Here is a 17,839-nt window from a genome sequence, read left to right on the forward strand (position 1 = left end):
CCGCGGGGTGCTGTCTTTCGTGACTTGCCGGAAATGCATACGGAGCGTATCGATATGACGCGCGCGGTATCGAACTCGACAAGCTGACTGAACGTCCCGTCTGTTCTGGCCGAAGCGGCCAGCGCTGGGCGTTCAAGTCGGCACGTGGGTGGCGACGCCATGACGCAGTCGGCGATACCGAAGTTCCGACGCCAGATCGTCGCATTCCCGGTCGTTGCGCTCCCGATTGTCGCATTGTCGATATTGCGCCTCGCCATGATGCCGCAGGTCGCGAGGGCGAATCCCCCCAATCACGAAACCCGATATGTGAACGCCTTCACTCGTCTTGAACGGGTGTTGGCCCTAAGACGTCGAAGCGGCGGATCGGAGCGACTCGCTCGATCCCCGCGAATTCATCCAAGCACCTTGATCTCGCTTGCAAGAAGAATGGATGGCTCGTTGCTTGTTCATCGAGCCCCAAGCCGGGGAGCCCGTTGCCATGAGTTCAGGTCAAGCTACAGTTTATATTATTGACGACGAAATTCAGATTCGAACTGCGATTGGAAATCTCTGCGAGGAGACCGGGCACCAGGTGAAATTGTTTGCGTCGACCGACGAGTTTCTCGGGGAGAGTATTTCCGGCGGACCTTCATGCCTCGTGCTCGACGTCCGCTTTCCCGGCACGGCGCCGACCGGCCTCGAGCTTCAGCGCCGGCTCGCCGAGACCGGCGTGCTCATCCCGATCGTCTTCATCAGCGGCCATTCCGACGTCCGCGTCTCGGTTGAGGCCATGAAGCGCGGCGCAGTCGAGTTTCTTCCAAAACCCTTTCGCGAGCAGGAGATCCTCGACGCGATCAGGCATGGCATCGAGCGCGACCGCAGGCGGCTCGAACGCGAAGATAGCGTGCGCGAAGCTCGCCAGCGCGTCGAGACGCTGACGGCGAGGGAGCGCGAGATCTTGCTGTTGATGGCGGAAGGTCTCGTCGCCAAGCAGATCGCAGCGAGACTCGGGGTGAGCGAAGTGACGGCCAAGGTCCATCGCACCAGGATGATGCGAAAGCTGGAGCTTCGTTCGCCGATCGAGGTGGTGCGGTTGGTCGACAGCATGGGACGCGAAGAAGAGACGTCACGAATCGGCACGGGACAACCTTACAGCTAGTGCCGCTGGCACCAAGCCGCCGTGCAACGTCTAGTCCGTAGCGATTAGCATGAACTGCAGTCTGTCGCACGCAGCACGATCGGTTCAAAGTCTGTCCTGCGATGTCGGCCTCCTCCAAGACGGCATCCGAACCCAGTCAGAGAACTTAGCCAGAAAGGATATTCCATGCGCAAATTGTTTTTTGCTTCCGTTGCCGTGCTCGCCCTGTCCTCCGCCGCGCAGGCCGCCAACACTTCGACCACCGTGCAAGTGGGCGCCGTGAACGGTTCCAGCGTCTCGCAGCAGGGCCTCACCAACGACACCTCGTCGACCAGCCAGCTCGGCATCATCAACAGTGCGACCACGATGCAGGGCACCAGCGCGGTCTCGCTCAACAACGGCAGCACGGTGAACCAGATCGGCGTGCAGAACTCGGCGACGACCGGCCAGGTGGCGTTGGGCAACAACGGCAGCGCGATCACCCAGAACTCGTTCGGGCCTGCCGCGCTCCAGAACAACGCCGCCGCCGTCGGACAGCTCAGCGTGTTCGGCATCAACGGCAGCACCGTCTCGCAGACGGCGCACTAAGCCAGCCCCGTTTGGCCGGACGCGTCAACTGCGGCGCGTCCGTGCCATCCTTGAAAGCACCGCCTCGGGCGGGACGACTCGGTAAGAGCTTGTCCGCCGACTTTCGCGGAGGAAATGTCATGCATCAAAAATATCTCGTTGCCACGATCGTCGCGTTCAGCCTGCTGACCGCCGTCGATGCCCAGGCCGGCAACTCGGCCAGCGTGCTGCAATTCGGCACCACCAACAACTCCTTCATCTCGCAGAGTGGCGGCACCAACAACAGCGCCACCACGATGCAATTCGGCGCCACCAATACTGCGACCACGTTGCAGATGGGTTCGCTCCTGACCGTCAACACCTCAGTAATCGGGCAGGGCGGCACCACCGCGACGGCGTCCAACACCGCGTTACTCGGCCAGGCCGGTGGCTCCAATTCGAGCCTGATCGGCCAGATCGGCGCGAACAACGCGGCGGCCGTCGGACAGCTCGGAATTCTGAACGGCTCGACGATTTTGCAGCAGACTCCTTGATCGCAAATCTTTTTCGATAGCGAGGCATGTCATGAGGCATTTTTCAGGCGCCGCCTGTGGCGCATTTCTCACCTTGTGTTGCGTGGGCGCCGGCTCGGCCGGTGCCCAGACCGCGGACATCAAGACCATCGTGTCGCTCGGCGGCCCGCCGGTCGTGCTGAACCAGAACAGCCAGCTCAACATGGCCGGCGTGTTCATGATCGGCGGCAGCACCAGCGCGACCGTCACTCAGAACGGGACGAACAACGCGACCGGAATCCTGCAATTCGGCGGGACGACGTCGGCATCGGTCGGGCAGGCGGGCGTGAATAATATCGCGTTCGTCGGCCAGGCCGGCCAGTCCACCAGCAGTTTCCTGTCCCAGTTCGGTGCGTTCAACTCGGCGACTGTTGTCCAGAATAGCCATTGAGCCGGCGCGGCCTCGTCGTCAGAAATGGAATGGGGGCAAGCGATGAAATGCGCTAGGCTACTCCTGGCATTGGCGGCATTGTTCGCCGTCAGCGTCGCGTCCGAGGCATCCGCCGGATCCGTCCAGCGCGGCGTGACAAACCGGAACGTAAGCATCGAAACGATCGTGCAATTCGGCAACGATGTCCAGCCGGTCACGATCGAAGAGAACAGCCGCATCAATATTGCGCGTGTCATCCAGATCGGTGGTACGGGAACAGTCGATGCGACGATCATCCAGAACGGCACGCGCAATTATGTCGATGTGATCCAGGTGGGTGGCACCACCAATGTGGCGATCGGTCAGTCGGGCGTGAGCAATATTGCCGAAATCACTCAGGTCGGCAATTCCACCAACGCCCTCCTGCTCCAGATCGGAGATATGAACACGGGAACGGTGCGACAATTCGGGCGCTTCAACTGGCTGTCGATATTTCAGTTCAGCCGGTGATCGCGAAGGTGAGGTGCAACATGAGGTTCATCGTACTTGCAGCAGGAATGAGCATCATGACGGCGATGACAGCCGGGCCGGCCGGAGCTGGCGAGTCGGGTGACGGCCATACCACAATTGTTCAGGACGAGAATGGCACGTCCGTCATTACCCAGAGCGGCGATCCGGCGCAGGCCGAGGTCAAGATCGAGAAGGAGCCTGGGCGCACGACGGTCTATCGCCGCAGCGGCGGCAACACCGCCATCGTGTCGCAGGGCACCGGAAATCCGCAGGATATGCTGGACTGGCTGCGCAAGCAGCAGGGCCGCTGACGCACGAAGGCCCATCGTCCGTGATGGACGATGGGCCACGTCGTGAGCGAGCGCTACCAGCTGCGATAGACGCCGGTCACGGTGCCGTTGTTGTTGCCCTCCGGGCCGACATCGCCCTGCGTCGAGCTCGGCGCCGGATGGTTGGTGCCGTTGAGCGCACCGTAAGGTCCGGCGACATCCGGATAGTACGCGCGTGGCTGAACCGGTTGGTAAGCGGGAGCGGTGCGGTCCCATCCCGCGCGCGGTCCGTTCCAATCATAGCCCTGGGCCGAGGCGGCCGCCGTGCCCGCGACGAGTGAAGCCGTGATCAGGCAGAGGAGTTTCGATTTGTTCTGCATTGGAGATGCTCCTTGCTGGTGTCGGGAGCCAACGACCGCAGTGCGGGAGCGTTCCGGGCGTTGTCGGCCGAAGCGATCAACTCCGATCAACTGGTTATGAAGTCCGTTTTCCCGGAACACGAGCCACATCAGTCGGGATTCCCGGGCGTCTTGCCGCAGTCTGTTCCCTGTTAATCCCGTGCCTTAACCAATAATTAATTATACGTTTGCGGGTGGGCGACAGCCCGGCCTAGCGTGTCGCGGGGAGCCGCTATCCGCGAAGCCAAACGAGTTGGTGCGTATCATGATGTCCAGATCATTTGGGGCGTTGCTCGCCTCGCTCAGCGCAGCCGCGCTGCTCCTTGCCCCCAGCGACAGTTTTGCCAGGCCCGGTGGCGCCGTCGCACATGCCGCCACGCCTTCCGGTCCGGCGGTGCGTCCGCCGATTGCGCCGGGCGCCAGGTTCCGTGGCCGCAACACGCCCTGGGTCTACTGGCCGGGCGGCGGCGGGTTCTACTATGACAATGCAGGCTACGGTCAGCCTTTCGCCGAGACCGCCCAGCCCGTCTCCAGCGACGTTCGCTACACCTATACGTACGACGTTCCCTGGGATTGGACGCATCGCTTCCCGCCGAACGTGGTGCCGTCCGACCGGCCTTACGTGCCGAGCTGTCCGACGGAGCAGGTGACTGTGCCCGGCCGCGGCGGCGGCGAGCACACCGTCAACATCATGCGCTGCTACTGAGCTAGCCCAGCTCAAAACTGGTCACGCCGAAGACGCGGTCGATCCGCAGCCGCGCGATCGGTCCTGTGTACATCCGCGCCGTCTCGAACACCGGCTTCAGCCCGAGCTTTTCCGCGAGCGCAATCGCCTCGCGATTGACGGCGGGGACGTCGAGGAAGATCTCGCCGCCGTTTGTGCTCGCCAGCAAGGCCTGCACGATTGCGTCCGCCGCCGCGCGATCGTCGGCGACGAGCGGGCCGATCTTACGGCCGGCCCGGCACGGTCGGATCACGCCCCATGCGGCGAGCTTGCCGTCGCGCAGCAGCGCGCGACCGACATGTCCTGATGTGCCGATCCAGGCACGCAGGAAGGCGCCGCGCGGAGCCGGGAACACCGTGGCATCGTCGGCTTCAACGAACGTAAACGGGATCGTGTCGAGCGCAACGACATCGGCGGGCGGCCTCGGTGGCGCGGCGACGAAGCCGCCATAGCGGACATTGGCGTAGGCAAGCTGGAAGCCGGACTTTCTGTAATTGTCCTGCTGCGCCACCACGCCGTCGAGGCCGATCACGCGAGCGCCCGCATGCGCGATCGCCGCGTTCCAGATGCGCAGGCCGTGGCCTCTGTCGCGAAAACCCGATCGCACGATGTAGAATCCGAGAAATGCAAAGCGATCGTCGTAGTTGACGCAGGAGACGGTCGCGACCGGCTCGCCGTCGATCTCGCCGACGAAGAAGCCCCTCGCGTCCGGGATCGCGAAACAGGCGGCATCGGAGAGGCCCGGATTCCAGCCTTCCGCCGCGGCCCAGTCGACCGCGATGGCGATCTCCTCGGGCCGCAAATTGCGGATCTGCAAATCGCTCATCTTTCAGGTCGCTTTCGACGGTGGACCTTCCGGCTGGTCCGGCGGTAGAAGGCCTCATGATAGGCCGAGCCCGCGGCTCGCCTCCACGATATCATAGAGGATGATCGGTCATGGCAGCAGAGATGGCAGCAGAGAAGGTCGCACTCGTGACCGCCGGCGGCAGCGGCATGGGGGCAGGGGCCGCGCGCCGGCTCGCAGCCGACGGCTTTCGCATCGCCATCCTGTCTTCTTCCGGCAAGGGCGAGGCGCTGGCAACCGAGCTCGGCGGGCTGGGGGTCACCGGCTCCAACAAGTCGAACGACGATCTGAAGCGGCTGGTCGATGGCGCGATGGCCAAATGGGGACGCATCGACGTGCTCGTCAACAGCGCGGGCCATGGGCCCCGGGCGGCGATCACGGAGATTACCGACGAGCAATGGCACACCGGCCTCGACACCTATCTGCTCAACGTGATCCGTCCGACCCGGCTGGTGATGCCGATCATGCAGACGCAGAAGGCCGGCGCCATCATCAACATCTCGACCGCCTGGGCATTCGAGCCGAGTGCGATGTTTCCGACCTCGGCGGTGTTCCGCGCCGGCCTCGCCGCCTTCACGAAGATCTTCACCGACACCCATGGCGCCGACAACATTCGCATGAACAACGTGCTGCCGGGCTGGATCGACAGCCTGCCGCAGGTAGATGCGCGCCGCGACAGCGTGCCGATGCGGCGCTACGGCAAGGTCGAGGAGATCGCCGCGACGATCTCGTTCCTGGCATCCGACGGCGCGGCCTACATCACCGGACAGAATATCCGCGTCGACGGCGGACTGACGCGTTCGGTCTGAGACGCGGGGATTCGAATCGCGTTTAGCGCCCTTGTCGCGATGCGACACGGCCGTGCGTCCTGCGCCGCGGATGAGGGATAACTCGTGGCCCCTCGGTCACACCCGTCGCGCGTTCGCGCGCCGCACGGCCCGCACTACGTCACAGTCCCTATGAACTTCGCCGCAGCCCAAGACGGCAAGCAGTCCACGCCCTATGCCCGATCTGCGCCGGACAACTTCCGCCCGCGCGCATTCGAAACGCGAGATCAATCGCGTGAGGCAAGGAGACTGGAATGAAGAAGTTTTTGCTGGCGGCTGCCGGGGTTGTCTTGGGCTCCGCATCCTTGCAGGCTGCCGACCTCGCGGCGCACTATACCAAAGCGCCGATGATGGCGACGGCCTATAACTGGACCGGCTTTTACGTCGGCGGCAATGTCGGCGGACAATGGGGCAGCGCCGATCCGGCCACCTCGACTGCGTTCGATCCCGCCGCCTATTTCGCGAGCTCTAGTGTTTCCGCGATTGCGGCAGTCGGCGCCCAGCGCGTCAACAGCTCCAGCGTCACGGGCGGTTTTACCGCCGGCTACAACTGGCAACTCAATAACGCCGTGCTCGGCCTCGAAGGCGACATCAACTATTTCGGCTTCAAGGGCAGCGCGACGGGTTCGGCGCTCTATCCCTGCTGCGCCCCGACCGGCTTCACCGTGTCCTCGCAGGTCTCGGCCGACTGGCTCGCCACGATCCGCGGCCGCATCGGCTTCCTCGCGGCTCCGACCTGGCTGCTTTATGCCACCGGCGGCGCGGCCATCGCCGAGGTGAAGGGCAATTTCAACTTCACCGACACGTTCGCCGCGGCGGCGGAGTCGACCGCATTCCGCGACACACGCCTCGGCTGGACCGCGGGCGTCGGCACCGAATACGCCGTCGGCGGCGGTTGGTCGCTCAAGGCGGAATATCTCTACGTCGATCTTGGACGCAGCACCGTGACCAGCACCAATCTGCTTGGCGGCGCATTTCCGACCAACCTCTTCACCCACTCGGTCGATCTCAAGTCGAACATCGTGCGCGTCGGCGTGAACTACAAATTCGGCGGACCGGTCGTCGCCAGATACTGAGCATCCCGTTCCATCCCTGGCTGGAAAGCCCCGGCCTGGGGCCGGGGCTTTCCAGTTTTCGCGGGCCGGGGGTTCAGTGCGAAGCCACGAGGCGCGCCAACGCCGGCAGGATCCTGTAGCGCGCGATCTCGTGGGGATATTCGCCCCGATTGGCGAGCAGCACGATCCCGATCCGCTGCGCCGGCACGAGGCCGATATAGCCGGAGGCGTTGTTGAGCCCACCCGGCTTATCGACGACGGTGGCGCCTGGAAGACGCACCGTCTCCCAGGCCATTCCCTGTCCGAACTTCTCGTCGACGCGGAAGATCTCGTGCTGTGTCATCCGCAATGCCTCGCGCAAGTGAGGATCGATCGACCGCCCGTCGACGCAGGCCGCAACGAATGTCGCGAGATCCCGCGGCGAGGAAAACATCTGGCCCGTGCCGGGAAAATCAAAATAACTCTGCTGGTTGCCGATGGGGCCGATCGCCATGCCCTGATCCGAGTAGCCCTGGACCGCGCGCTGCATCCAGGCCGCGTCCATGACGGCACGGCCGTCTTCGCCGCGTTCGGGCACGGAGGTCGCATTCATGCCGATCGGCTTGAGGATACGTTGTTCGAGCAGGGTCGCGATCGGAGCGCCGTAACAGCACTCGAGCACGAGCTGAAGCAGTACATAGCCGGCGTGGCTGTAGACGCGCTGCTTGCCCGGCACCTCGCCGGCTTGCGGTCGCCAGCTGTTGAACATGTCGATGAGCTGCGCGCGGGAAAACGTGTCGCTCGGCCAGGGCGGATGGTCGGTCGGCAGCAGCATGCCTGAGGTGTGCGTCACGAGCTCGCCAACGGTGACGCGGCGGACATAGTCGCCGGTGAGCTCCGGGAGATATTTCGCCAGACGATCGTCGAGCCGCAGCTCGCCGCGGAGGGTGCCGAGCGCGACCAGCGTCGCCTCGAACGGCTTACGCAGGGAACCGAGGTTGAACAGCGTATCCGGCGTGACCGGCCTTTGCGTGGCGTCGTCGGCAAAGCCGTAGTTGAAGAACTCGACATGGCTGCCGGCATAAAGCGCGGCGGCGAGACCGCCCGGCTGGTCCGGTGTTGCGGTCGGCGCCAGCTCGTTCGCGACGATGTCGCGCATCTGCGCGATCATGTCGGAATCCGCGGCGGCGCCGCGCGGCCAGGCAAGCGCGAGCGGAACGAGCGCAGCCCGGGCCAGGGCCCGTCGGGTGAGATACGATGAGGTGACAACAGACGGCACGGCTCTGGCGCAGGATTCGATGCGCCCCCGGTCTCTTGTAGCGGGAAGGACCGTGCCTCCCTATTCACGATTGCGCGTGGTGGGTTCCGCGCGAATGGTTCGTAGCCTGGATGGAGCGAAGCGCAATCCGGGTTATCGCCTCACGGAGAGATTCCTGGATTACGCTTCGCTCCACCCAGGTTACCCGTCGGCAAAATTTAACTTAGCTAATTGGCTAACAATTATTGACGCCGGATGGCGGCAGCCCTATAGTTAGCTCCATGGCTAACCAATTATCCCGACTCGATCAGGTTTTCGCGGCCCTTGCCGATCCCACCCGGCGGGCGATCGTGATGCGGCTCTGCGCCGGCGAGGCGTCGGTCGGCGAGCTTGCCGATCCCTTCGAGATGGCGCTGCCGAGCTTCATGAAACACATCCACGTGCTGGAGACGAGCGGGCTCGTCCTGTCGGAGAAATCCGGCCGCGTGCGCACCTGCCGCCTCAGTCCTGACGCACTCCTCACTGCGGAAGACTGGTTCCAGCACCAGCGTGCGATCTGGGAGGCGCGGCTCGATCGCTTCGAAGCCTATGTGATGAAGCTGAAGAAAGAGCGGACGGCTGCCAAGCGGCCGTCCAAGACAAGTAACAAGACGATCAAACGGAAAGGTTCCTGATGATGACGAATTCTGCCAATCCCGCCCTGTCGCAATGGTCGCTCGACCGCGAGATCGTGATGTCGCGCGTGATCGACGCGCCGCGCGATCTGGTGTTCGAGGCCTGGTCTGACCCCAAGCATTTGCCGCAATGGTTCGGGCCGAAGGATTTCAAGCTCGAGACCTTCGAGATCGACGTGCGGGTTGGCGGCGTCTGGCGCTTCAACATGATCGGCCCGGACGGCACGGTCTACCCGAACCGCATGCGCTTCCGCCGCATCGAACGGCCGTCGCTGATGGAGATGGACCATGGCGCCGACCAGGACGACGATCCCGGCCTGTTCCGTTTCACCATCACTTTCGCCGAACAGAGCAATGGCAAGACGGTTCTGATGATGCGGCAGCTGGCGTCGAGCACGGTGCAGCGCGACGGTATGATCAGCTTCGGTGCCGTCGAATACGGCTACCAGACGCTCGACAAGCTCGCGGCCTATGTGGGCGGAATGAAGAGGTAGCGCCAACGCTCGTCCGGAGGCTCGACGAGGGCCTCCGGAATATCGCCGCAACGACGAATATGACAGCGCGCAGGTCAATTATGACAGCGCGATAACGAAGTTTTTGTCGCTTGGAACGACGGATTTATGACAGAATTGCTACCTTGGATGTCAAATTTGACTACAGCGGAGCGATTCATGTTGCAGTGGCAGGCGCGGACAAATCCCCTCGCATGGTGGTGGGGGTCCCTGACGCTGGTCAGTGCTGCCAACATTCTCGTCTGGTTCATGCTGTACCGCGAATTCTACCCGACGCCCGCCGGCAGCCTCAGTGGCGGCTCCGACATCGGGCTGATGTTCCTGCTCTGCGCCGGCTATGTCTTCGGCTGTGCGTTCCGCTCGTTCCTGCCGCGCGCCGACGTGCAGCGGATCTGTCTGTTCGACACCTGGCTCTCCAGCGTCTTCGTCGGCCGCACGGTCGCGACCGTGGCCGAACTGTGCTTCGCCGCGCAATGGGCGGTCATCCTGCATCAACTCGGGACCATGACGGGCGCCGAGACGGTCGTGAACATCGCGTGGGTGATCGTGCCCATCATCATCATCGCGGAGTGCTTCTCCTGGTATGCGGTGGTGACGACCAACTTCCTCTTCAACGCGATCGAGAACTCGCTGTGGGCGGTGACATTCTTCCTCGCGGGCATCGCGCTGTGCCGACTGATGCCGGAATTCCAGGGACCGGTGCGGTGGGCGCTGATTGCCGGCATCATCGGCATCGCCTGCTTCCTGGCCTTCCTCGTCACCGTCGACGTGCCGATGTATCTCAGCCGCTGGCGGGCAGGGCACGAAGAGGGCAACAGGTTGCTCGGCTTCCTCGAAGGCCTGCATGACGTCTCGACGCGCTGGGTCGTGACCCACGACATCGCGCACTGGAAGGGCGAGCTGACCTGGATGTTCCTGTATTTCACCGCCGCCGTGTGGTCGAGCCTCGCGCTCTGTGCGCTCTACGCGATGGAAGGCTATCTCACGCGCTATCTGGCCTGAGCGATCAGGCCTCGCCGAGATCGACCTCCGTCAAGATGCCCTGACGCAGCGCCAGCCGGACTAGCTCGATGTCGGATCCGACGCCGAGCTTGTCCTTGATCAGGGAATGCAGGTTCGCCACCGTCTTCGGGCTGACATGGAGCGTCTCGGCGATCTCCTCTGTCGTGTTCTCGGCGAGCAGCAGCCGCAGCACCTCGAACTCGCGCGGCGTGAGGACGTCGGCGGCAGAGCTTTCCCCGGCGAGCCGGCTCAGCGCGAGCTCATGATCGATGTCGGGACTAATCGCGATCTTGCCGGCGAGCACGTCCATCACGGCGCGCACCAGCGTCTCCGGGGGACTGGTCTTGGTGACATAGCCCCTGGCACCGGCGCGGATCGCCTGCACGGCAAAGCCGGCATTTTCATGCATGGTGAAGACGAGGATTCTCGCGCTCTTGTCCCACTGCCTGATGCGCCTGACCGCCTCGATGCCGCCGATGCCGGGCATGCTCAGATCCATGATGACGAGGTCGGGCGCCTCCGATTTGTAGAGACGATAGGCCTCCGCGCCGTCGGCGGCTTCGGCGATGACGCGAAGTCCCGGCTGCTTCTGGAGCACGGAACGATAGCCTTCGCGGACGACGGAATGGTCGTCGACCAGCAGAATGGTGGCATCGGCCGCGCTCATGCGGCATGCTCCAGCGGCGGCCGATCGGCGGCTGCGAGCGGAATGACCACGCGCAGTGCGGAGCCGCCGTTCGGCGCGGCCTCGAAGCTCAATTGGCCGCGCAAGGCCGCGACGCGCTCGCGCATGCCGAGCAGGCCCATTCCGGATTTCGCGACGGGATCGCTCGCGCGTCCGTCATCGTCGATCGCCAGCGCGATCTCGCTGGCCCCCATCGTCAATTCCAGGCTGACCCGCGTGGCGACGGCATGCTTGGCGGCATTGGTGAGCGCCTCCTGCACGATCCGGTAGAGGCTGGCGCTGATCGTGGCCGGCAGGGTCTCGAATGCGCCGTCGAACCGGATCGAGAAGCGCGTCTCGCCGCGGCTGCGTCCGTTCCAGCCCGCGACGAGGCCTTCGAGGCTGGCGACGAGCCCGAGTTCCTCGACATCGGGCGGCCGCAGCCGGAACAGCGTGCCGCGCAACGTCTCCATCATGCCGGTTGCGGTCCGCGCGATGCCGTCGCATTCGCCAAGCAGGGAAGGGCAGTCCTGCGCGGCGGTCTGCCGGGCGGAGGAGGCGAGCGCGCGGATGGCCGCGAGCGACTGGCCGAACTCGTCATGCAGCTCGCGCGCGAGATGGCGGCGCTCTTCGTCCTGGAGCGCGATCAGCTTCCGCGTCAGCTCGCTGCGTTCGGCAAGCGCGGTCTCGAGGCTTTCGGCGAGATGGTTGAAGCCGTCGCGGATCGCGGAGAGTTCGGCAAGGTCGAACGGCGGCAACCGCGTGGTGAGGTCGTTGGCGGCAATCCGCTCGAGGCCGGTGCGGATCATGCGGGTGGGGCGCAGCGCGCGTGCCAGCGCGGCGTAAACCAGCGCGCAGAGCAGCGGCAGCGCGATCGCGAGCGCCAGCATCAGGCGGCCGGCCTCGTGCCAGGCCTCCGCCGTCTGCACGGTCGGCTCGACCGAGACGACGGCGTCGCCGAGCTTCGCTCCGCGCACGATCACAGGCCGTGCGGCTTCGCGGCCGGGGTCGAACAGGCTGCGATAGAAGGCCGTGAAGGCTTGCGGCGGCGGGTTTGCCGGGGCGGGCGCGCCGCTGCAGAAACGCTGGAGGATGTCGCCGCTCGTGCCGCGGAACGCCAGGCACAGGCCGGGCGTCATCACATAAGCCGAAACGGGGTCGAGGTTGGGAAAGTCCGAGCGGGGGCTCGCCACCCACTGGATCTTGCCCTGCTGCAGCTCCAGCGTCTTGGCCACGATCGCGGCGATATCGTCGAGGCGCGCATGCGCCGCGCGGTCGGCCGTAATCAGGAAATAGGCGGAGATGGCGGCGAAGCAGGCGGCCGATATCGCGGCCACGCGCAACGTCAGACGGACTTTGAGATCGAACCTCGAGCGGTTCCACATCGGCGGGCACCTGGTGCGAACGGGTTGTCGCGACCGCATTAAACGGCAGAACGCATCCGGCGGAAAGCCGCCAGGCGCCAGTGCGCTGCACCGTCGTGAAATTTTCCCGGTCATCGCCGGGACCGGCGCCGCTGCATGGCCTGATTGCGCCGTCCAAATTGGCGCGCCGCTCCGTCACACACGAGGCCCTTGTATGCACCTGCGCCGGTTGATCCTCTCAGCCTGTCTCCTCGTCGTCCTCCCGGTGTCTTATGCGCTCGCGGGCGCCGAGACCGCTATCGGCGTCGCCATGGACGATTTCAGTTATACCGATACGTCGGCTGAACCCGCCAACCAGACCGCCGCCCACGAGCGACGGCTGGCGGCCTTCATGGCCGCGCTCCGGCAAGACATCGGCGGAGACCGGCGCTACCGGCTGGTGCCCTCGGCCCAGGACGGCGCCGCGTTCAAGGTGATCGGCGGCATCCAGAAGACGAGCACGCTGGTGCAATGGGCCAAGGTCGCCGTGATCGACGTCGGCGCCAAAAAGGTCGTGATGGACAAGCTCTACACCTTCCGCGGCGACAATGATGAATCATGGGAGCGCGCCGAGATGTTCGTATCCCGCGAGATCATGGCCGCACTCGCCACGCCTGCGCCGATTGCGATGGCCGTGTTCGAATTCGAGCTTGACGACAACACCGCGGCGCCGGCCGCCGGCCTCGCGGCCGCTGATGCATCCTATCTGGCCGACGTGACCGGCAGCGTCCGCGGCGCCCTCGGCCGATCCGGCCGCTACCGCGTCGTCGATGTCGGCAGGGCCAACGAGGAGGCGGTGAAGGCGCGCGCTCTACGCGACTGCGGCGGCTGTGAGGCTGCCATTGCGCAAGGGCTCGGTGCGGATCAGTCTCTCATTGGTGTGGTGCGGCGGGTCAGCCGCACCGAATACACGCTGGGCTTCCAGGTGCGCGACGCCAGAACCGGCGCCGTGCTGGCACGCGGCGACAGCGGCCTGCGCCTGGGCGCGGACTATTCGTGGAAGCGGGGCGCGGTGCGGCTGGTCAGCGACCGGTTGATCGAGAGCCACTAGCTCAGAACGTCAGCTGCACCTTCATCGACTGCGAGCGGTCGCTGGCGAGCTCGAACGCCGCGACCGCGTTCTCGAATGGCATGGTTGCCGTAATCAGCGGCTTGACGTCGATCAGACCTTCGCCCATCAGCCGCACCGCCAGCTCGAATTCGGGATCGAAGCGGAAGGTGCCGCGGAGCTGCAATTCCTTGGCGACGATGGAGTTGATCGGCAGCGTCATCTCGCCGCCGAGCCCGAGCTGCACGAGCGTGGCGCCGGGCCTGAGCACATCGAGCGCGGTCCGGAGCGCGGCCTGATTGCCGGAGGCTTCGAACAGCGTGTCGAACACGCCCTTGCCGGCGCGCCAGGGATCGAGCGCGGCGGCATCGGCCGCGACGTTGATGGCGTGAGTGGCGCCGAGCTTCCTGGCGACCGCAAGCGGCGCCTCCGCGACATCGGTGACCACGATCTCGGCCGCGCCGCCGAAGCGCGACACCAAAATCATCAGCGCACCGATCGGGCCGCAGCCGGTGATCAGCACGCGCTTGCCGAGCAGGGGCCCGGCCTGCTTGCCGGCATGCAGGCACACCGCGAGTGGCTCGGCGACCGCGGCTTCCGCCAGCGACAGCTTGTCGGCGATCGGAACGGCCTGCGCCGCATCGACCGTGATGAATTCGCGAAACCCGCCCTGCACATGGGGAAAGCGCATCGCGCTGCCGAGGAAGCGCATGTCGAGGCACTGGTTGCGCATGCCTTCCTGGCAATGCAGGCACTGGCCGCACGGCTTGCTCGGATTGACCGCGACGCGGGTGCCCGGCTTCACGTTCGTGACGCCGTCACCGACGGCTGCGACGACGCCCGCGATCTCGTGCCCGAGCGCCATCGGCTGCTGGATGCGCACGACGCCGAAGCCGCCGTGATGATAGTAGTGCAGATCGGACCCGCAGATGCCGCCGTTCGCGATCTTGACGCGGACTTCACCCGGACCGGGCGCTGCATCCGGATAGAGATCGATCCGCAGATCTTTCGGTGCGTGGATCACGACGGCGCGCATGGTTGGCTCCCTTCAGCGTTTCGCGGCTCACATCGCAGCGATCATGCCGCCATCGACGTAGATGATCTGGCCGTTGACATAGGTCGAAGCATCCGACGCCAGGAAGATCGCCGCGCCCACCAGCTCGTCAGGTCGGCCCCAGCGCTTGGAGGGAACGCGGCCCATCAGCCAGTTGTTGAAGTCGGTGTTGTTGACCAGCGCCTCGTTCATGTCGGTCAGCATGTAGCCGGGGCCGATCGCGTTGGCCTGGATGCCGTGCTGGGCCCATTCCACCGCCATCGAGCGGGTCAGGTTCTTGATGCCGCCCTTGGCGGCGGTGTAGGGCGCAATCGTCGGACGCGCGAGCTCGCTGCCGAGCGAGCCGATATTGATGATCTTGCCGTGCTTGCGCGGGATCATGCGCTTGGCCGCCTCGCGGCCGATCACGAAGGCGCTGGTGAGGTTGGTCTCGATCACCTTGCGCCACTCGTCGGTGGTGAACTCTACCAGCGGCTTGCGGTGCTGGATGCCGGCATTGTTGACGAGGATGTCGACCGCGATGCCCTTGTCGTCGAAGTCGTTGAAGGCGGCGACGATCGCAGGCTCGTCGGTGACGTTGAACGCGGCGCCTTCCGCGAGGTAGCCGGCGGCGCGAAACTCGGCGACGGCCTGCTCGACGCGCTTGGGATCGACGCCGTTGACGATGATCCTGGCGCCGGCCTTGGCCATGCCCTCGGCAATGGCGCGGCCGAGGCCGCGGGAGGAGCCGGTCACGAGCGCGGTGCGGCCGGAAAGGTCGAAGAGGGCGGTGCTCATCTCAGAATATCCTCAGACGTTGGAACGGCGCACGGTCAAATCGGAGCGGTCGAATACGGCGGGCAGAAGGTCGACGCCGAGGCCGGGGCCTTCCATCGGATAGACGAAACCATCCTTGATCGTGGGCATGGTGGTGACGAGCTCATTGTACCAGCCCTTGTAGAAGGCGCGCACCGATTCCTGGATCAGCGTGTTGGGCTGGCTGAACGACATGTGGATGGCGGCGATGAAGCCGATCGGGCCGATGCAGTCGTGCGGTGCGAAGGGCCGATGATAGGTCTCGGCCATCGCCGCGATCTTGCGGCCCTCGGTGAGGCCGCCGGTCCAGCACAGATCCGCCATCACCACATGCATGGCGTCGCGGTCGAGCATGTCCTTGTAGGGGAAGCGCGAGCCCAGCGTCTCGCTGGCGCAGACCCAGACGTCGGTGCAGCGGGCGTATTCGGCCAGGGCCTGCGGCGAGTTCATCCGGATCGGGTCTTCGTACCAGGTCGGCTTGTAGGGCTCGAGCGCGCGCGCGATCTGTTTCGCGGTCGGCAGGTTCCAGAGCGAATGAAGCTCGACCATGATCTCCATCTTGTCGCCGACCGCTTTTCGGATCTTCTCGAACGGCTCGATCGCCTGCTTCATCTGCGCGGCGGAGATGTAGAGACCCTTGTTCTCCTGTGCCGCCGGATCGAACGGCCAGATCTTCATCGCCGAGATGCCGCTTTCCAGCAGGTTTTCGGCGAGCGCATCGGCGTTGTTCATGAAGCCGTCCAGGTCTTCGTAGGGGCCCTTGGAGCCACCGAGATTCCAATTCGCGACCGGGCTGATATTGGTGGAGCGGACATATTGGGTGCCGGCGCAGGTGTTGTAGATGCGCTGCTTGTCGCGGCAGAGGCCGCCGAGCATCTGGTGCACCGGCTGATTGCAGACTTTGCCGAACAGGTCCCATAGCGCGATGTCGATCGCCGAAGCCGCGCGATATTCGACGCCGGTGGACGACTGCGCCATCGGCAGGTTCAGCATGTCGCGGTGGATCGCTTCGATGTGCAGCGGATTGCGGCCGAGCAGGCGGCCGGCAAAGGTGTCGTGGATCTGGGCCTCGACTGCGCCGGCGCCATAGAAGGTTTCACCGAGACCGATCATGCCCGTGTCGGTGTGGACGCGCACCCAGATGACGTTGGAGAATTCTTCGGTGCGCAGCGTCTCGATCGACGTGATCTTCACGGCAATACTCCTCCCATCGCAGGCGCGCAGCGCCGTCTTGTTGTCATTCTGCACCGCAGCATGGTGCGGGCACGGGCGGAGTCTTACGCTCGCTTGTAATATATCACAACATGTTTTAGGGATATCACCAACAAGGCGCCGCCCTGCAACGACGGCGCGGGCTGAGGGGAGAGACGACATGGCAACGCGCAAGCGCGCGCTCGAGGTGGTGAGGAATGACGACGGCGAGGGCAAGCCCTCCCGGCGCAACCGTCTCAACTTCTTCGAACTGGCCTATCAGAGGATCGAAGAGCTGCTCGTCCATTGCGAGCTCAAGCCCGGCCAGTTCATGACGATGCTGGAATTGCAGCACATCACCGGCTTCGGCCGTACGCCAGTTCATCACGCCGTCAATCGTCTCTCCGCCGATACATTGATCATCATCCGTCCGCGCCACGGTCTGCGCATTGCGCCGATCGATCTGGCACGCGAGCGCATGCTGCTGGCCTTGCGCCGCGACATGGAGCGCTTCGTGATCCGGCTCGCGGCCGATCGCGCCAGCCTCTCGCACCGCAATCAGGCGCTGCACATCGAGCGCTTTCTGCGCGAACGCCGCGCCAGTCTGACCCTCGATGAGTTCAACCATATCGACCGCCGCATCGACGCGCTGGTGCTGGAGGCGGCAGGCGAGCCCTTTCTGGTGCACACGCTGCGGCCGTTGCACACGCTGTACCGGCGCATCGGCTACATCCACCACCGGTTCATGCCGGGACAGGCCGAGCTGTCAGGCACGATCGATCATCACCTCGCCATTCTCGCTGCCGTCGCCAGCCGCCGCGTCGAGGACGCAGTGAAGGCGAGCGATGCACTGATCGACTACATGGGCGAGATGTTCACCGGCATGGAGGTCGGGATCGACCCGCGCCTGCTCGATTGCAGCATCGAGCCGCTGCTTGGCACATGATCCGGAAAAGTGTGCAGCGGTTTTCCGAAGAGATCGTGCTCAAACAATTAGGCCAAAGCGCGGTGACGATCCTGATCTCAT

22 protein-coding genes are annotated in these 17,839 nt (G+C 64.6%); 14 read left to right on the forward strand and 8 right to left on the reverse strand.

The genetic code is table 11. From position 1 onward, the window contains the following. Positions 1-478: 478 nt before the first annotated feature. The 6 genes from BRA1253DRAFT_RS38145 to BRA1253DRAFT_RS38170 all read left to right on the forward strand — a co-directional run bounded on the left by BRA1253DRAFT_RS38145 (position 479) and on the right by BRA1253DRAFT_RS38170 (position 3,426). Positions 479-1,138 (forward strand): response regulator transcription factor, encoded by a 660-nt coding sequence (locus BRA1253DRAFT_RS38145; protein WP_007603122.1) that lies wholly within the window; start codon positions 479-481, stop codon positions 1,136-1,138. Between the two features lie 165 nt (positions 1,139-1,303). Further along, the gene (locus BRA1253DRAFT_RS38150) at positions 1,304-1,705 is read left to right on the forward strand and encodes a hypothetical protein (protein ID WP_007603123.1); all 402 of its coding nucleotides are present in this window, start codon (positions 1,304-1,306) and stop codon (positions 1,703-1,705) included. Positions 1,706-1,824: 119 nt separating this feature from the next. After that, the gene (locus BRA1253DRAFT_RS38155) at positions 1,825-2,217 is read left to right on the forward strand and encodes a curlin (RefSeq protein WP_035994727.1); all 393 of its coding nucleotides are present in this window, start codon (positions 1,825-1,827) and stop codon (positions 2,215-2,217) included. Between the two features lie 31 nt (positions 2,218-2,248). Then, positions 2,249-2,626 carry a curlin gene (locus BRA1253DRAFT_RS38160; RefSeq protein WP_035994730.1) on the forward strand — a complete coding sequence of 126 codons (378 nt, stop codon included), beginning with the start codon at positions 2,249-2,251 and terminating at the stop codon, positions 2,624-2,626. A 69-nt stretch (positions 2,627-2,695) separates the two neighbouring features. After that, positions 2,696-3,115 (forward strand): curlin, encoded by a 420-nt coding sequence (locus tag BRA1253DRAFT_RS38165; RefSeq protein WP_305728434.1) that lies wholly within the window; start codon positions 2,696-2,698, stop codon positions 3,113-3,115. Between the two features lie 20 nt (positions 3,116-3,135). Next, the gene (locus BRA1253DRAFT_RS38170) at positions 3,136-3,426 is read left to right on the forward strand and encodes a hypothetical protein (protein WP_007603124.1); all 291 of its coding nucleotides are present in this window, start codon (positions 3,136-3,138) and stop codon (positions 3,424-3,426) included. A 53-nt stretch (positions 3,427-3,479) separates the two neighbouring features. Here BRA1253DRAFT_RS38170 and BRA1253DRAFT_RS38175 read toward each other — a convergent pair whose 3' ends face one another. Then, positions 3,480-3,764, reverse strand: coding sequence for a hypothetical protein (locus BRA1253DRAFT_RS38175; RefSeq protein ID WP_007603125.1), 285 nt, complete (start codon positions 3,762-3,764; stop codon positions 3,480-3,482). Between the two features lie 283 nt (positions 3,765-4,047). Between BRA1253DRAFT_RS38175 and BRA1253DRAFT_RS38180 the strand changes: the two genes are divergently transcribed. After that, the gene (locus BRA1253DRAFT_RS38180) at positions 4,048-4,488 is read left to right on the forward strand and encodes a hypothetical protein (protein WP_007603127.1); all 441 of its coding nucleotides are present in this window, start codon (positions 4,048-4,050) and stop codon (positions 4,486-4,488) included. 1 nt (position 4,489) lies between these two features. Here the strand turns inward: BRA1253DRAFT_RS38180 and BRA1253DRAFT_RS38185 are convergent, their stop codons facing one another. Beyond that, the gene (locus BRA1253DRAFT_RS38185; RefSeq protein ID WP_007603129.1) at positions 4,490-5,332 is read right to left on the reverse strand and encodes a GNAT family N-acetyltransferase; all 843 of its coding nucleotides are present in this window, start codon (positions 5,330-5,332) and stop codon (positions 4,490-4,492) included. A 122-nt stretch (positions 5,333-5,454) separates the two neighbouring features. Between BRA1253DRAFT_RS38185 and BRA1253DRAFT_RS38190 the strand changes: the two genes are divergently transcribed. Next, a complete protein-coding gene (locus tag BRA1253DRAFT_RS38190; RefSeq protein WP_035994733.1) occupies positions 5,455-6,159 on the forward strand; it encodes an SDR family oxidoreductase in 705 nt (234 codons plus the stop codon). 272 nt (positions 6,160-6,431) lie between these two features. Next, complete coding sequence (locus BRA1253DRAFT_RS38195; protein WP_007603132.1) at positions 6,432-7,253, forward strand: outer membrane protein; 822 nt, start codon at positions 6,432-6,434, stop codon at positions 7,251-7,253. 73 nt (positions 7,254-7,326) lie between these two features. Here BRA1253DRAFT_RS38195 and BRA1253DRAFT_RS38200 read toward each other — a convergent pair whose 3' ends face one another. After that, the gene (locus BRA1253DRAFT_RS38200; RefSeq protein ID WP_035995749.1) at positions 7,327-8,382 is read right to left on the reverse strand and encodes a serine hydrolase; all 1,056 of its coding nucleotides are present in this window, start codon (positions 8,380-8,382) and stop codon (positions 7,327-7,329) included. 368 nt (positions 8,383-8,750) lie between these two features. Between BRA1253DRAFT_RS38200 and BRA1253DRAFT_RS38205 the strand changes: the two genes are divergently transcribed. The 3 genes from BRA1253DRAFT_RS38205 (at position 8,751) to BRA1253DRAFT_RS38215 (ending at position 10,657) form a co-directional block, all read left to right on the forward strand. Further along, positions 8,751-9,143 carry a helix-turn-helix transcriptional regulator gene (locus tag BRA1253DRAFT_RS38205; RefSeq protein WP_007603136.1) on the forward strand — a complete coding sequence of 131 codons (393 nt, stop codon included), beginning with the start codon at positions 8,751-8,753 and terminating at the stop codon, positions 9,141-9,143. A 2-nt stretch (positions 9,144-9,145) separates the two neighbouring features. Continuing rightward, the gene (locus BRA1253DRAFT_RS38210) at positions 9,146-9,637 is read left to right on the forward strand and encodes an SRPBCC family protein (RefSeq protein ID WP_035995752.1); all 492 of its coding nucleotides are present in this window, start codon (positions 9,146-9,148) and stop codon (positions 9,635-9,637) included. A gap of 177 nt (positions 9,638-9,814) precedes the next feature. Continuing rightward, complete coding sequence (locus BRA1253DRAFT_RS38215; RefSeq protein WP_007603139.1) at positions 9,815-10,657, forward strand: hypothetical protein; 843 nt, start codon at positions 9,815-9,817, stop codon at positions 10,655-10,657. Positions 10,658-10,661: 4 nt separating this feature from the next. On the opposite strand, the gene BRA1253DRAFT_RS38220 is transcribed toward BRA1253DRAFT_RS38215, so the two are convergent. Together BRA1253DRAFT_RS38220 and BRA1253DRAFT_RS38225 are read right to left on the reverse strand one after the other, a co-directional pair. After that, a complete protein-coding gene (locus BRA1253DRAFT_RS38220; protein ID WP_007603140.1) occupies positions 10,662-11,324 on the reverse strand; it encodes a response regulator transcription factor in 663 nt (220 codons plus the stop codon). Beyond that, positions 11,321-12,706 carry a HAMP domain-containing sensor histidine kinase gene (locus tag BRA1253DRAFT_RS38225; protein ID WP_007603141.1) on the reverse strand — a complete coding sequence of 462 codons (1,386 nt, stop codon included), beginning with the start codon at positions 12,704-12,706 and terminating at the stop codon, positions 11,321-11,323. The genes BRA1253DRAFT_RS38220 and BRA1253DRAFT_RS38225 overlap by 4 nt, the downstream gene beginning before the upstream one ends. A 193-nt stretch (positions 12,707-12,899) precedes the next feature. Between BRA1253DRAFT_RS38225 and BRA1253DRAFT_RS38230 the strand changes: the two genes are divergently transcribed. After that, positions 12,900-13,775: a DUF3280 domain-containing protein gene (locus BRA1253DRAFT_RS38230; RefSeq protein ID WP_007603142.1), complete on the forward strand. Its 876-nt coding sequence runs from the start codon at positions 12,900-12,902 to the stop codon at positions 13,773-13,775. A gap of 1 nt (position 13,776) precedes the next feature. Here BRA1253DRAFT_RS38230 and BRA1253DRAFT_RS38235 read toward each other — a convergent pair whose 3' ends face one another. Genes BRA1253DRAFT_RS38235 through BRA1253DRAFT_RS38245 form a run of 3 tightly spaced genes read right to left on the reverse strand, consistent with a single transcriptional unit; the run spans position 13,777 to position 16,815 of the window. Continuing rightward, positions 13,777-14,808 carry an L-idonate 5-dehydrogenase gene (locus tag BRA1253DRAFT_RS38235; RefSeq protein ID WP_007603143.1) on the reverse strand — a complete coding sequence of 344 codons (1,032 nt, stop codon included), beginning with the start codon at positions 14,806-14,808 and terminating at the stop codon, positions 13,777-13,779. A 27-nt stretch (positions 14,809-14,835) separates the two neighbouring features. Then, positions 14,836-15,603 carry an SDR family oxidoreductase gene (locus tag BRA1253DRAFT_RS38240; RefSeq protein ID WP_007603144.1) on the reverse strand — a complete coding sequence of 256 codons (768 nt, stop codon included), beginning with the start codon at positions 15,601-15,603 and terminating at the stop codon, positions 14,836-14,838. Positions 15,604-15,615: 12 nt separating this feature from the next. Beyond that, positions 15,616-16,815, reverse strand: coding sequence for a mandelate racemase/muconate lactonizing enzyme family protein (locus BRA1253DRAFT_RS38245; RefSeq protein ID WP_007603145.1), 1,200 nt, complete (start codon positions 16,813-16,815; stop codon positions 15,616-15,618). 178 nt (positions 16,816-16,993) lie between these two features. On the opposite strand from BRA1253DRAFT_RS38245, the gene BRA1253DRAFT_RS38250 reads away from it, so the two are divergent. Next, positions 16,994-17,758, forward strand: a complete 765-nt coding sequence (locus BRA1253DRAFT_RS38250; protein ID WP_007603146.1) for a GntR family transcriptional regulator — start codon at positions 16,994-16,996, stop codon at positions 17,756-17,758. Positions 17,759-17,839 lie beyond the last annotated feature (81 nt).

The sequence above is a fragment of the Bradyrhizobium sp. WSM1253 genome, from assembly GCF_000244935.1.
Taxonomy (GTDB): domain Bacteria; phylum Pseudomonadota; class Alphaproteobacteria; order Rhizobiales; family Xanthobacteraceae; genus Bradyrhizobium; species Bradyrhizobium canariense.

Coding starts and splice junctions, on each gene's coding strand:
- BRA1253DRAFT_RS38145 (WP_007603122.1), top strand. CDS start 479: ATGAGTTCAGGTCAAGCTACAGTTTATATTATTGACGACGAAATTCAG.
- BRA1253DRAFT_RS38150 (WP_007603123.1), top strand. CDS start 1,304: ATGCGCAAATTGTTTTTTGCTTCCGTTGCCGTGCTCGCCCTGTCCTCC.
- BRA1253DRAFT_RS38155 (WP_035994727.1), top strand. CDS start 1,825: ATGCATCAAAAATATCTCGTTGCCACGATCGTCGCGTTCAGCCTGCTG.
- BRA1253DRAFT_RS38160 (WP_035994730.1), top strand. CDS start 2,249: ATGAGGCATTTTTCAGGCGCCGCCTGTGGCGCATTTCTCACCTTGTGT.
- BRA1253DRAFT_RS38170 (WP_007603124.1), top strand. CDS start 3,136: ATGAGGTTCATCGTACTTGCAGCAGGAATGAGCATCATGACGGCGATG.
- BRA1253DRAFT_RS38175 (WP_007603125.1), bottom strand. CDS start 3,764: ATGCAGAACAAATCGAAACTCCTCTGCCTGATCACGGCTTCACTCGTC.
- BRA1253DRAFT_RS38180 (WP_007603127.1), top strand. CDS start 4,048: ATGATGTCCAGATCATTTGGGGCGTTGCTCGCCTCGCTCAGCGCAGCC.
- BRA1253DRAFT_RS38185 (WP_007603129.1), bottom strand. CDS start 5,332: ATGAGCGATTTGCAGATCCGCAATTTGCGGCCCGAGGAGATCGCCATC.
- BRA1253DRAFT_RS38190 (WP_035994733.1), top strand. CDS start 5,455: ATGGCAGCAGAGAAGGTCGCACTCGTGACCGCCGGCGGCAGCGGCATG.
- BRA1253DRAFT_RS38195 (WP_007603132.1), top strand. CDS start 6,432: ATGAAGAAGTTTTTGCTGGCGGCTGCCGGGGTTGTCTTGGGCTCCGCA.
- BRA1253DRAFT_RS38200 (WP_035995749.1), bottom strand. CDS start 8,382: ATGATCGCGCAGATGCGCGACATCGTCGCGAACGAGCTGGCGCCGACC.
- BRA1253DRAFT_RS38205 (WP_007603136.1), top strand. CDS start 8,751: ATGGCTAACCAATTATCCCGACTCGATCAGGTTTTCGCGGCCCTTGCC.
- BRA1253DRAFT_RS38210 (WP_035995752.1), top strand. CDS start 9,146: ATGACGAATTCTGCCAATCCCGCCCTGTCGCAATGGTCGCTCGACCGC.
- BRA1253DRAFT_RS38215 (WP_007603139.1), top strand. CDS start 9,815: ATGTTGCAGTGGCAGGCGCGGACAAATCCCCTCGCATGGTGGTGGGGG.
- BRA1253DRAFT_RS38220 (WP_007603140.1), bottom strand. CDS start 11,324: ATGAGCGCGGCCGATGCCACCATTCTGCTGGTCGACGACCATTCCGTC.
- BRA1253DRAFT_RS38225 (WP_007603141.1), bottom strand. CDS start 12,706: ATGTGGAACCGCTCGAGGTTCGATCTCAAAGTCCGTCTGACGTTGCGC.
- BRA1253DRAFT_RS38230 (WP_007603142.1), top strand. CDS start 12,900: ATGCACCTGCGCCGGTTGATCCTCTCAGCCTGTCTCCTCGTCGTCCTC.
- BRA1253DRAFT_RS38235 (WP_007603143.1), bottom strand. CDS start 14,808: ATGCGCGCCGTCGTGATCCACGCACCGAAAGATCTGCGGATCGATCTC.
- BRA1253DRAFT_RS38240 (WP_007603144.1), bottom strand. CDS start 15,603: ATGAGCACCGCCCTCTTCGACCTTTCCGGCCGCACCGCGCTCGTGACC.
- BRA1253DRAFT_RS38250 (WP_007603146.1), top strand. CDS start 16,994: ATGGCAACGCGCAAGCGCGCGCTCGAGGTGGTGAGGAATGACGACGGC.